This window comes from Lentimicrobium sp. S6 (assembly GCF_013166635.1).
In the GTDB taxonomy this organism is placed as follows: domain Bacteria; phylum Bacteroidota; class Bacteroidia; order Bacteroidales; family UBA12170; genus UBA12170.
Genome location: NZ_JABKBZ010000002.1, coordinates 151,058 through 164,227, shown reverse-complemented (window position 1 = coordinate 164,227; position 13,170 = coordinate 151,058). Strand labels below are relative to the sequence as shown.

13 protein-coding genes are annotated in these 13,170 nt (G+C 35.7%); 2 read left to right on the top strand and 11 right to left on the bottom strand.

The features are described from left to right. The first annotated feature begins 125 nt into the window (after positions 1-125). Both HNS40_RS01640 and HNS40_RS01635 read left to right on the top strand, forming a co-directional pair. Positions 126-980 (top strand): hypothetical protein, encoded by an 855-nt coding sequence (locus tag HNS40_RS01640; RefSeq protein WP_253916208.1) that lies wholly within the window; start codon positions 126-128, stop codon positions 978-980. Between the two features lie 276 nt (positions 981-1,256). Continuing rightward, positions 1,257-1,889: a 4Fe-4S binding protein gene (locus HNS40_RS01635; RefSeq protein WP_172276625.1), complete on the top strand. Its 633-nt coding sequence runs from the start codon at positions 1,257-1,259 to the stop codon at positions 1,887-1,889. A 16-nt stretch (positions 1,890-1,905) separates the two neighbouring features. On the opposite strand, the gene HNS40_RS01630 is transcribed toward HNS40_RS01635, so the two are convergent. The 11 genes from HNS40_RS01630 to HNS40_RS01580 form a co-directional block, all read right to left on the bottom strand. Continuing rightward, a complete protein-coding gene (locus tag HNS40_RS01630) occupies positions 1,906-2,319 on the bottom strand; it encodes a hypothetical protein (protein ID WP_172276622.1) in 414 nt (137 codons plus the stop codon). Positions 2,320-2,461: 142 nt separating this feature from the next. Continuing rightward, the gene (locus HNS40_RS01625; RefSeq protein ID WP_172276619.1) at positions 2,462-4,168 is read right to left on the bottom strand and encodes an AIPR family protein; all 1,707 of its coding nucleotides are present in this window, start codon (positions 4,166-4,168) and stop codon (positions 2,462-2,464) included. 24 nt (positions 4,169-4,192) lie between these two features. Continuing rightward, entirely contained in the window at positions 4,193-4,663 is a 471-nt protein-coding gene (locus HNS40_RS01620; protein ID WP_172276616.1) for a DUF4231 domain-containing protein, read from the bottom strand. Positions 4,664-4,668: 5 nt separating this feature from the next. Next, positions 4,669-5,175, bottom strand: a complete 507-nt coding sequence (locus HNS40_RS01615) for a hypothetical protein (protein ID WP_172276613.1) — start codon at positions 5,173-5,175, stop codon at positions 4,669-4,671. A 118-nt stretch (positions 5,176-5,293) separates the two neighbouring features. Further along, positions 5,294-6,088, bottom strand: a complete 795-nt coding sequence (locus HNS40_RS01610) for a hypothetical protein (protein ID WP_172276610.1) — start codon at positions 6,086-6,088, stop codon at positions 5,294-5,296. Between the two features lie 353 nt (positions 6,089-6,441). Beyond that, positions 6,442-7,296 carry a neuromedin U gene (locus HNS40_RS01605; protein WP_172276607.1) on the bottom strand — a complete coding sequence of 285 codons (855 nt, stop codon included), beginning with the start codon at positions 7,294-7,296 and terminating at the stop codon, positions 6,442-6,444. A 197-nt stretch (positions 7,297-7,493) separates the two neighbouring features. Further along, positions 7,494-7,646 carry a hypothetical protein gene (locus HNS40_RS01600; RefSeq protein ID WP_172276602.1) on the bottom strand — a complete coding sequence of 51 codons (153 nt, stop codon included), beginning with the start codon at positions 7,644-7,646 and terminating at the stop codon, positions 7,494-7,496. Positions 7,647-7,856: 210 nt separating this feature from the next. After that, positions 7,857-8,864: a DUF1214 domain-containing protein gene (locus HNS40_RS01595; RefSeq protein WP_172276599.1), complete on the bottom strand. Its 1,008-nt coding sequence runs from the start codon at positions 8,862-8,864 to the stop codon at positions 7,857-7,859. Positions 8,865-9,143: 279 nt separating this feature from the next. Then, a complete protein-coding gene (locus tag HNS40_RS01590) occupies positions 9,144-10,580 on the bottom strand; it encodes a DUF1254 domain-containing protein (protein ID WP_172276594.1) in 1,437 nt (478 codons plus the stop codon). Positions 10,581-11,582: 1,002 nt separating this feature from the next. Continuing rightward, positions 11,583-12,164: a TetR/AcrR family transcriptional regulator gene (locus HNS40_RS01585; protein WP_172276591.1), complete on the bottom strand. Its 582-nt coding sequence runs from the start codon at positions 12,162-12,164 to the stop codon at positions 11,583-11,585. Positions 12,165-12,385: 221 nt separating this feature from the next. Next, positions 12,386-12,832 carry a DnaJ domain-containing protein gene (locus tag HNS40_RS01580; RefSeq protein ID WP_172276585.1) on the bottom strand — a complete coding sequence of 149 codons (447 nt, stop codon included), beginning with the start codon at positions 12,830-12,832 and terminating at the stop codon, positions 12,386-12,388. Positions 12,833-13,170 lie beyond the last annotated feature (338 nt).

The following is a 13,170-nucleotide window of genomic DNA, read 5'->3' as shown; positions in this document are numbered from 1 at the left end:
AAAAACCATAAGCACCCCAATCTCCACCTGTGGAGTAAAAGTATCATTCAAGAGCGGAAACTTACCTTTCTTGGCCCTCCTCTGCACCGCATCTTTGCATCATGAAATTTAAAAACAAAAAGACAATGAAAAATTTAATTTTTATCCTCCTTTTCGGGATTACAATGACTGCATGTGCAAAAGATGATAATGAAGTACAAAACAATAATGACATGAAAACAAATAAAGACAAAGTAGTAGAACTACTCAAGAGTATTGAAACGGAAGCCACAGAGCCTATCGCTTATATCAATCCCAATAAGTATATCCAACACAATCAGAATGTGGCTGATGGTTTGGCTGGTTTTGGAGCAGTATTGCAACAATTACCCGAAGGTAGTGCCAGAGCAAATACTATCAGAGTTTGGGAAGATGGCGATTATGTGATTGCCCATACCGAATATAATTTCTTTGGCCCAAAAATCGGAATCGATATTTTCCGTTTTGAGGATGGCTTGATAGTAGAACATTGGGATAACTTACAAGAAATTGCCACAGAAACAGTTTCTGGCCGCACACAAATCGATGGACCAACAGAAATTACTGATGTGGATAAAACCGAAGCCAATAAAACTTTAGTGAGCCATTTAATCAATGATATTTTCTTGGGAGCTAATCCTGATGCGATTACCGATTATATTTCCACCACACAATACGACCAGCACAACCCTGGTGTAGGTGACGGTTTGGTAGGATTAGGAGAAGCATTAGCAGCTTTAGCAGAGGCAGGAATGCCCATGGTCTACGAGCAAAATCATATCATTCTAGGACAAGGTAATTTCGTTTTATCAGTGTCTGAAGGTATTTTCATGAACGAAAAAGTAGCTTTCTACGATATCTTTAGAATTGAGGATGGCAAAGTAGTGGAGCACTGGGATACCATTGAGAAAATCATTCCTGAGGAGGAAGCTCAAAATACCAATGGGAAATTCAATTTCTAAGGAATAAAGAATTGTATTTTGATTTTTGATGCCCTTCGTTCATATAACGGAGGGCTTTATGGATTTATTTAGTTTTGGTTTTTTATTTAAAACCTCAAAACAGCCTTAAGAAAAGGGGTATCCTGTTTGTTTTTTTACTTATAAATCAAGAAAAAAGCCTAATAAAGTATGGGCGCTTAATTATGGCGAGCATGTTCAGGTAAATCATATGCAATAAACTAGTTGTAAATAATTGAATACCACATAAAATGTAAATAGAATTAAACACTACAAAACATGGAAAAAGACAATAAATTATATTTAAAAGTATTGGTAGAAGAAATTCATTCGGTGGTGGTGGCCACGGTGGATGAGAATGGATTACCCAGTACGCGGGTTATCGATATGATGCTCTACGACGATAATGGAATTTATTTCCTCACTGCCAAGGGTAAGGTGTTTTATCAGCAGCTGATGAATAAGGCTTATGTTTCCTTAAGTGGGATGACCTCAGGGGAGGGCACTATGAATAAGAAAGCCATCTCCCTTTCGGGTGCGGTACGTTCCATAGGAGAGGAGAAGCTGGAAGAGATATTTGAGCAAAACCCATATATGGCTGATATTTACCCTAGCCCAGAGAGCAGAAAAGCCTTGGAGGTATTCTGTTTGTATAAAGGCCAAGGCGACTTCTTTGACTTGTCAACTCAACCACTCACTAGGGGAAGCTTTAGCATAGGCGGACAAGCCCAAACAAACTATGGCTATTATATCACAGACGATTGTACCAATTGTGGCCGATGCCTAGAAGTATGCCCTCCTCCCTGTATTATAGAAAGTGCTCCCTATAAAATCATACAAGAGCATTGTTTACATTGTGGCAATTGTAAAGTGGTTTGTCCTGAGGATGCTGTTGTGTTTGGAAGTCTGTAATGCTACATTGAGGGTTTTAATAATCACCATGCTCTGGATGAATGAAAATAGAGTCCACTTCTATGATGATTTTATTCTTTTTCTCCAGTAGATATCCATTAGTATAATAGCCAAATTCAATATTTTCCATTTGTCCTTTGCCTCTCAAAAAGCTTAAATGATAATGGCCATCGCTCCTTTTTGTTGATGACATATCAGCAATAAAAATCCTAGTCGACTGCGCTGGAATCTCAATAAAATTCTCACTTTTATATCCATGAGGAACAATTTGTACAGAATCTAATATGCTTGAGGTTTGATTTACAATATCATAATAGGCACTTACAGAATATTTCTCAGCATTCTTCAATTGCATAAAATCACTTTCGCATTTAATGCATTCTTTGCTATCCTCATTCCAAGAACCACCAGCACCTAAGCATTTGTCCATTTTCATAAAGTCTGAGAACTCAATGAAAAAATAGACTCCTGCTATTAGTAGGATTAGGAATGCTGTTAGTTTGATTGAGTTTTACTACAATAGAAGATTCTAACTCATTTGGCTGAACTTATATTCGAAAAAAAAAAACTTCTTATCCGTTTGCGTTTTTTATTAATTCTACAATATGATTACACTTAGATGAGTTCTTAAATAGAGTGCCTAAAATATTCTCAGAATAGTTCTCAATTAGTATATCTTCAACTTTCGTGATGTTGTTAAGAACGATTTGTTCTATACGGTTTGTGTCAGGTTCAAAATCAATGCTATTTAACTCTTGTGAGATATCTAAATCACCAAAGGATAACTGTGATATTATTCTATTGCCATGGACTAACATTCCGTATTTGCGGCCACTTCGTTTGGGAAGCAGTCTTGTTTGATTATAAAGAATCCCCTCAATTATCCGATTTACTTTGACACAATTAAAAACATAGATTCCCTGGATTGCTCCATTAAAAATTTCCTTGTAAATCCCTTTTTCTAAATTTTCATAATACTTACCGATACCTCTTTTGACTTGGACAACTAATGAAGTTTTGTTTTTAGCACATGCCAAAGAAACTGTTGCTTCATTTAAATCAAATGAGTTATCAGAAGTTCTAAATGATTCAGATCTCATTATAGAATAATCAATACCCTCAATAGTTAATTCTGTTTTAATTCTCAATTGTTCTGGATCTTGTGATACAAAGTCCCTATTTTCAATTCTATTTTGTCGATTATTTGTTTTAGTTACATCTTCACCGAACCTTTCAGGTGTTTCATTTAGAGAGATAATTCTTAAATGAACTTTTACATTCTCAAGATTATTTTCAATCTGCTTTGATAAGTATTTACCAATAGTACTGACTGTTTGAGCGCCATTTACCACTGCAATATTTTTCAGCATGAACGAGCCTAAATCTCTTGTCGAGCCTCCAAGTTTGGATTTAGTCACAGTATCACATATGATAGTTATACCATTGTTGAAATACCAGAATAGGTCAGGGTAATCATTAAGTGTTTTTTCAATCTCTTCATTAACCTCTGTTGTTCCAAGTACTTGTCGGATATTTTTCTCAAATAACCTAGTCTCATAATTGTCCCACCATGATGCAATCTCTTCTCCCGATATCATTCCATAAAAAGCTTTATGCGGTTCAGAAACCATCCCCCATTGTGTTAATCCTATTTCAAGATCTATAGGGTCGTTTCCCGAACTTTTGGCCAATGAGCTAAAAACCTTTCCTTGGTGCAACCTTTTGAAACTAACAATTTGATCCTGACTGTCATCTCCAGTATCATTCATTTCCTTGAGAATGTCTTCTATGTGCCTTGTGGAATGTATTGCTAAATTTTGTGCTGTATGTGTATCAATAAATAAAATCTCATACTTTGTGTCGTATTCCTCTAATGCTTTTTTTATTTGAATTGTTTTACGCTTAATCTTTTCGTTAAACCTTTCAAAATCAGTATTAAAAAGGTCTTTTATACCTGTGCAAAATTTTGATACTCCCGCACTGTCAGGCTCTCCTATCCCAGTATTACTCCATTTTGATTGCAGTATTATCATCTTTTTGTTGAGTGGACTATAATATATTGCGTCAATTCCATTATCATCTCCACCATCAACTACTGAATCAGCAGCGTCTTCAACAGAACAGTCTGAGTTTTTGTAGATTCCATATGCAGCTAAACATCTTGTTAAAATCTTATTATCCCTATCATTATCATTTATTCCAATATCTGTATGGTCAATGTGGTTTTCGAATAACTCTCTTATTTTTTTACCTATTTGTTTGATGTGTATTCCGCTCATATCTAATTTCTTTAATTGTAATAGCTATTTATCTTTCTCATTTTTTGTCAATACATTTAGAGTAATTGCATTTTCTTCTTCAATTGCTTTTTCTACCCTACTTACCAAAAGCTTAAAGGCATGATCCTTTTCTAAATTTTCGTAATCTCCTACAGAATGTTTGAAAAGGTTTTTTTGAGTTTGTAAATACTGTTCTGTAGTTCGGTAGTTTTTCCATTGTTCTCTATAATGTAAAACTCCTTCCAGAGCAATAATTGCAGCTACAATTACACCAAGAATAGTAACTAATACATTAGAAACATCATATTCAGAATTCTTTAGTGTAATTGATAATGGGATATTAGAAATTATAGGAATAAGGACTGCGCATATAGAAGAAATAATCTTTCCACTTAAGTATAGCTTCTTCATCGTTACCGCTTTTGAGTCATACCAGTTTTGATATTGTTCTAAGCGATTTTTTATATAACTCTCAATGTTTTCTTTATCTGACATACTATTTATAGATTTATATCTGATAAAAAATTTGTATTAACTTCCTTATCAAGTTCCAGCCAATTATTTAAAATAATAAGCGAATAATTAATCAATTTATAATTTCTACTTTCAGGATTGTAATCTCCATTGAATTTACCACCATGTAAAACATTATTCCTAATTCTACGGATATAAATAGAAAGTTTATAAGTCAAAGAAGCATTATTGTCAACTATCCCTTCTTCCCATACTAAATAGCCTTCGTTGTTAGCTTGTTTTCTAGGGGGAGCATTTAGGATAAAGTTCACTGCATTTTTTATTTCATCTGAATTTTCAACTTTAAATGGGCCAGATAAAAATTTCGCATATTCATCCCAATTAACCTCTGCTTTATTTGGTTTTAAGAACCTTTCAGTGTTTTTTAATGCGCATTCTAATCGTGCAAATGTTATAAAAAAGTCGAATAAAATTGATTTGCTTTTTGGAATTTGTTTACTTATTATCGTTTTTAGTCTTATTGTATTTTTCATGTTTCTTTTTAAGTAATGCGAAATTAAAAATGCTGTAAAATAAATGCAATTTGTATGATATTAGGTTTTTCACCTTTGTTTAATCTAGTTTTCTGATTATTACAATCCTACCCCAATCCTACCCCAACCCAAGCCCAATCAAATACTCCTCAGTCTGCATAGTTTGCTGTTTCCAAAATAAACCTCTATCTGCCTTACAAACTCCGGTGGTTTTATAAGTAATGTTTTTGGTTCCTTTGGGAACTGCTATGGTTTGAATAAGGCATTGATCGCCTAAAAGCGGCTTGTCATCTGGGTTTAAAACCCAAGTGCAGAAATTAGAAGCTATCCCTGCAGATTGAATGATGGGGAATTTCAGGCTATAGCTAAACTTGCCCACGAAATTGGCATTGGAGGAAAGCTGGATTTTCATATCTGCACCAAAAGTGATGATTTGCGGCAAGAGAGATTGTGATAATTCAGCAGGAAGAGTAGATGAAAAATTCCCTCCTCCAGAAATGGCACCCTTAATTCCTAAATCCACCTTAATGACTTCCTTAAATGAGGTATTGGGTAAAAGGTCGATGGTTTGTGGTCCCTTCTCTACAAATTCTGCATGGTATTGTAACTCATCTACTTTAGCAGAACCCGAAAGGCGGATGGCACTAATGGTATGCATGATGAGGTAGATGTCTTTGTTTTCAAATAGAACTTGTAAATCGGCAGGAATAGCTTTGTTAGCGTAAAAATAGAGTTTTTTGAGGTCTTTTACTATAGGTTCATTCCCTATTCTTACCTTAATGCCAAGAACTTCTCCTGGAGTTTCTGTTGGCGTAATCTGTGCAAAACCCATGCTCTGATTTAAGGGTGTGTCAATATCAAAGTTTAAAGGTTTGTCTTCTTCAAACTCAAATGTTTCTTCAAAATACTTCATCATGAATCGATTGAGGTTAATAATTCCCCCAAATGTAGAAAATATATCATTACATAAAGTATGTATAAGTAGAATATTCTCATAAAGGTAGTAGATTCTCTTAGTAAAGATTAGTTTGAGAGATGTATTTGAGGAGCTTAATAATGAAAATCAGAGTAGAAAGTGGCAGGGGATATAAGTTTTTAATAGCATACTCTGGCCGACTTAAAAACTTTGGAGGAATATATACCCACGGCTTAAAAGCCGTGGGTATTTGTTTGGATTTTAGGTGTTTAAAATCATTAAATATGGGCTTCCAACTTCAAGCCCTAATAGTTTATTTCTTTCAGCTTAATTTTCTATTACCACAAACGCTATTTTTTGCTAAACATATTCATCGGAAGAAGGAATTGAGCTTGTACTCTCCATTGCCATTCTGGACCAAAATCGGGGCGTACTACATTATAATATAGTTGTGATTGAAGGTTTAAGGGGAGTTTTCCTCCAAGCATGACCATTTTCCCGCCTCCACCACCTAGTGGCACAATCCATTGGTCTTCGGTATCCGCAGTCCAGTCAGCTGTGATGATGGGTGCGCTGTTCACATACCAACCTTTACCTAATTGACGAACAGCAAATATATTGATCAACATATGGTTCACATCATCTCTATCTGAGTTGCCTGCAAACGACCAGGCATTGTTTATTAAGGCACCGATGGTCCAATCTCCTGGGGTAATCAAAGCCACAAATGATGGGCCTGCACTCCATTTTTGACTGCCTCGAATACTGCCACCGGTTGGTAATTCAATAACGGGTCCAAAACCCACCATTACTCCTTTGCTTTCCGGAACATAAAATGCTGTAAATACAATATCAGCCAGACCCGAAGAAAGTTTTCCACTTTCGTTGCTAAAATCTGGTATTCGAACAATAGGGAATATTGTCCTAGTGATTAGTTTACCACCGAAAAGAGGAACTACCGGTTGAATGTTTAATATGTTTGTATTACGATTGTGTTCGCCATAATTCATGTTCAGGTTATTCTGAAATGGAAAACTCATTAAATTAGCTAATGGGTTTGCTGCAGCAGATGATAGATCTTCCATACTTTCGTTACCTAACTCTTGTAGCGTACTATCATGCTCTATATGCTCGAGAGATTCCTGAGCGTTTACGGAGAAAATCCCAAGTATGATTGATAGCGATAATAATAGTAATTTTTTCATATGGTTTTGGATTAATAATTTGTAATTTATTTGTCTCATTCTTTTTTAAAAATTCCACTTTAGTGTTTCTGTTTCTGCAAATTTTTTGGTTGAAAGCTAGGATTCCGAAGCTAGAAGTAAATCTACTTCGGGCTTCTGTCATTTGCCTTCCATTGTATTTGGTAATTATTAGAAGGAATTCCATTCCTAAAACAAGCTTATGAACCTCCAGTCGGTAGTGGATTATTTAGTTTACGTATTTCTGCTTTGGCAGCCTCTAAATCAATTATAAAATCACTATTGTAGTGCAATACAGCCACTGTTGCAGTACCCATCATTCTTCCGTAAACCACATCGCTATGCCAATGCACATAACACACATTTCGACTAATGCCAAATTGTTTTCCTCTCTCTAGGATTATATCGGCCTGTTCAAGAAGTACCTCTGAAAGTATGAACGGCCTAGTTATTATTCTTGCTAATTAATTTATTGGTGTTAATGCAACTTAATTATTGGAAGATTCACCCCCTTGGGGTTCAACTTTTCAGGTCCTTGATATTCACATATAAAGTGTAATATTTTATTTTTCTACTGGTTTTACATCTGGAAAAACCCATTCTCCTTCAATAATTTCCTTACGAGGTTGATACAAGCGTACCGTATAATTCCAACCCTCAGTAATGTGCAAATAATTTGAACTTTTGGGATCACCGCCAAAATGGACGGTAAAAGAACCATCCTCATTAGGAGTACCAGTAATATTATTGATGCTATAGGAATCGTATTCATTTTCCTGAAAATAACCATCCCTGTTGTATACACTTATAGACCAAAATGCGTCTACGGGAACATCCTTTACGGTAATTTCATAGGCTTCAACGGGAAGATTCGGTTCGATGGTTAGATAGAATGCCTCATACTCGGGTAAACCACCCCAGCCAAATGCTGTACCAAGCAAATGGCGCACTTTATCAAGATCTTCTTCTTTTCCGAACATCCTGCTGGTTTCTGGCATACCTCTGCTCAGTTCAATCAAGGGCTTATAGGTAGCTTCATAACTTACCTTATCGTAATTCGGGTGCGTATAAGGTCTGGCAGATTTTGCTTCTATGCCTACTCCATCCTGAATAGCCCATACCTTTTTTACATCCTCTGGGTCTAAATTATCAACTAAGATGCGTAAGTTAACACTCACATAAGAAGTGCCGAACTCTTTCATAGTCAGTTTATAAGTGCCTGGTTTGTGATATACCTTATTATTATAATGGTCTTCATTGATGATCATAGCAGACACATATCTACCCTCTGTTTCTGGAATCGTAAGAGTAGCTCCCTTACTAATATCTACAATGGCAGCACTGTAGTAGGTATCTCTATTCATTCGAATAACATTTTGTTGATCTAAGGGGGTGGGCTGACGTAGGTGAATGAATTTATTGACTTCGCCACCCTCAACCAATGTGAGCACGCGATCGAATTGAAAAGCTGTTTCGGCACGCGCAAAATTGTCTACGTTTACAATAACAGCTTCATCTGTCTGGGCTGATAGGTTAAGAATAAAGAACAGGCTAACTAGCAAAGCTGCCATGCGATTGTTTTTATTTTTATTGATCATCATCATTTTTCTCCTTTATTATTTGACTTTATTTTTAATTTATAAGCTATTCAACTATTTACGTGTACTATTATTAAGTTATAGATAATCAATGAGATTGAAGGATTGCCAAGATAAATTTGCTGAGTATTATGTTTTTTTGCTTCCTTGTCTTACTGCTTTTGCCCAGTATACTTTAGGCTTGGGGAAAACAAAGAAACTAATGCACAGAATATTATAAATAGATTAAATATCAGTTGTAACTGAACACTTCTATTTAACTAATTTTAGCAATGGAGGATTTATCCACTCTCCGTTTACAGCTTCTTCTTTGGGTCCATACAGCCTCATGGTACAGTAGAAAGGTCCATTAGGAGCAGGTAGCCAATTCGCTTTCAGTGCATCCTCTGGAGCATCTTTTTGCATGTAAAATGTCAACGAACCATCCTCATTATAAACAAAGTCTTCCAACATGTTTGAGTTCAACAAATACCTATCTAATTCATTATGAATAAATAATTGGGTGATACCATCGTATATACTAAATGACCAAAAAGCGTTTACTGGTGGTAATTCATCTTTTTTGAAAGTAAGGGTATAATTAAATTTAGCCGCGTCATAGGGAACACCTGCCGCTTCCATTAAATAGGTAGGGTAAATTGCTTCTTGAGCAGAATTCCCATAAAGACCATGTTGGGCAGCGATAGCACGCAGTACATAAAAGTTATCTAAGTTGTAATTTCCCTTGGCACTTTTTGTGAGGAAATCGCGTGTTCCAAAAATTTTAGTGCTTGCCATAGGATCTGTTGTTGTTACTTCAGTAGCAAAATCAGTCATTTTTTTAAGGCCTGCTTGCATCCCTTCTTCAATTGCTTTTTGAGTTTCTTCATCAAAACTGTTGATATCAAAACCTTTTTCGGTACCAAGTCCAAGTTTTGCAAATTTATTTCTCAACTCAACTTCAGATGCAACTGGTTTTGTTAGATTTAGCATAAAATTCATATAGTTGAGAGATGCAACAGTAAATTCATCGCCATCATTCCATGCTAAGCTATTGTCTATTTTTGCTGCTTTCACAGGCTCTTCACCCAAAAAGCTACTTAATTCTTGAATTTGGTATTTTTCTTGAATGGCTTTTACATTTGGAAGATCGTTAGCATCTATTAATTGTGTACGTACCACTACAAAAAACAAATCTGTTTCACTATAAAGTATATCTGTAATTCCATTGGGCTTCTCGCCTTTCCAGCCCTCTTTGGCAACTATGTATTTTCCTGCTTTATTACCCGTTGACAAGGTGCCTAAATAGGCAAAATTATGGGTGTATAAATCAATTAATTGAAAACTATAATAGCGGTCATCTTCCATTTCAGGAACCGATAATACGATGGGCTCACTTCTTATATCAAGCCAAAACATACAATATGGAGTATCAGAGTTTGGAGTGACAATAGCCTTGTCTTCGGGAGTAAAAACGCGTGCCTCACAACTTTTTTCGTTGAATGCAGCTTTATACTCAGGTGACTTTTCATTCAATGTGTAATTGTACATTGTTTTGTAGTTAACTACCATTGGAAAACCATAAACATAGGCTTCCTTGGCGATTTCTTTTGCTTCACCTGGTGTCATCTTCTTTTCACATGAGCTAAATAGTATGCTAAAAATGAATAGGAAGATGGTAAAATTGAGAATAGTCTTTTTAAATTTCATGATGCTTTTTTTGGTTTGCGGCAAATTTACACTATTGAGTAATCAGAAGTTAGACAGGCTTGTATAGGGGGCGGATGGGGGACGTGGAGATTTGGGGTTTTTCAAGGTTCTAGGCTCAAGGTTCAAAGTTGTGTGATACTGAGAGAATCGTTTTTTATATCGAGATGAAGAAAGAACGAGCTGGGGAGCTGGCGAACATACTAATACACGCAATCCTGTCTTATTATAAAATATAATCAGCGGAAATCCGTCAAATCAGTGTTATCCGAGTTCCATCCTCTTTTGCGAGCTTAGCGATTTTTCTTTGCGTTTTCTTTGCGTGGAAAAACGTTTTGTAGGAAACTTGGGGAATTGTAAAATATTGAGAAGAGAGGAGGAGACTGGGAGTTTTTTAAATTCAAAGTTTAAGGTTTAAAGTTCAAAGTTGTGTGATACTGAGAGATTTGTTTTTAAATTGACATGAAGGAAGAACGAGCTGGGGATGGGGCGAACTGGCGAACTGGCGAAAGTGAGACTTGGTGGGACTTGGAAGGGATGGTAAAAGATGGTAAAGGATGGTAAGGAATAGTAAAGGATGGTAAGGAATGGTAAAAGATTGAGGAGGAGAGCTGGAGAGCTGGCGAACATACTAATACACGCAATCCTGTCTTATTATAAAATGTAATCAGCGGAAATCCGTCAAATCAGTGTTATCCGAGTTCCATCCTCTTTTGCGAGCTTAGCGATTTTTCTTTGCGTTTTCTTTGCGTGGAAATATGTTTTGTAGGAAACTTGGGGAATTGTAAAATATTGAGAAGAGAGGAGAAGACTGGGAGTTTTTTAAATTCAAAGTTTAAGGTTTAAAGTTCCAAGCTGTGTGATACTGAGAGAATTGTTTTTTATATCGAGATGAAGAAAGTGAGACTTGGGGCCTGTGTGACAGGGTGGAGGAGGGTATGAGAGAATGGGGGAATGGGTTAATGGGAGAGTGACAGAGTGGGGACTATTTAATGAGTGAATTCTTTAAGTGCTTGCTTGTGAAGAGGAATATAATTCAGAAGAAACAAATTTGAAAACAGAATTTAAAACTTCTTCAGCAATTTCTTGCATTTTTTTTGCTGATAAATCATTGATGTCTAATCTGGAATACCAAGAGTCGCCTACAGTAGCCCAGAGGTTAAATGTCTCTGCATTATTCTTTAGTCCATATTGTTGAGTAAATAGCTGAAGTGCAAATGTATTAGAGGAGTCCCTATATGCTTTATTGAAAGAAGTATTATAAAGCGAATTGCTTCTATTGATGAATAATTGCCTACAGAATTTAAGGGGAATGGGGTGTTTTTCTAATAATAGATATAAATCGGGGAGGAGTTTTTTGCATTCTCTTTTACCAATAAGGTCGAATTCTTGGGTGATTTGTATGTGTAGATTTAGGAGTTCTTCCATAAAGATGTCAATATCTCCAAAGTAATGGTAAAAGCAAGCGCGTGAGGATTCTATCTCTTTGCTTATTTTGTTGATGCTTAGGTTTTCTGGTCCAAAAAGCGCAAAATGCTCATATCCTTTCTCAATCCATAACTTCTTGGTATTATCTGAACCTGGCATATATGCTTTCTTTTTGATTAAGCTTAAGACTGTTTGATTATTAGTTCCTATCAAATGGAAGTTTTCCAATAAAAGTCCAAATTTAACGAATAGTTTTTGATAACATATCGTTAAATTGTTTTTTATTTATTTGGCTGTGTATAATGATGGGGAGTACTAACACAAAAATGACGAAGACCTCTAAATATCTTCGCCATTCTTATGATAAATATTTGGTAGAATTAAGCTGCTAAAGCTCTTTTCGATTTGCGGTATAAAAAGGGACCGAAAATGTTTCTTTTGGCAAAACGTACTTGTTTATCTGAATTCACCAATTTGATATAGACGCTTCTTGGTACTCCAAAACATTCGAAAGTAGTGCCGTCTACAAACGAAATCTCAAGCAATAAGCCTTTATGATGAATATCTGTAATGCCACCTTTTGAGATGGTTTCTTCGTACTCTGCTTTATTAAGCTCGTGGGTTTCTGGTGCAATACTCACTAAAAAGTGGTAAGCATCAATAATCTGACGGCTTTTTTCCTCGGCCTCTGCTGCCTTCTCATCATCAGATCGGAATTTGTCAGGATGCCATTCTTTAACCAGGTTTCTATAAGTTGTTTTCAAGGTCTTTAAGTCTAATTTGCCTTCAACTTTAAATAATTTCTTATACTCATTCACTCTCTTCATATCTCACTTCACTAAAATGCCCAGCAATGCTTTTGGGCTTTGGATTAATATCATTTCAAAAAGGGTGCAAAAGTATATAATTTATGAATTACTTTTAAAATTCTTTTTTGTGGTTTTTTAGGCAGTCGAAATCTTTTGTTTTGTCCGCAGATTTGCGCTGATTAACATGGATTGCTCAGGTAGGTTAAATGGGAGTGTAGGCATGTTGCTTGATTGAAATCAATACTATCCATTATGCCTTCGGTTTTTCTAAAAAAAAGCCGTCGTTCCGATGCCTAACGAGGAATCTTTAATAATGATTAGAATGCTATTGATTTGAAATATAAAGAATATTTTGT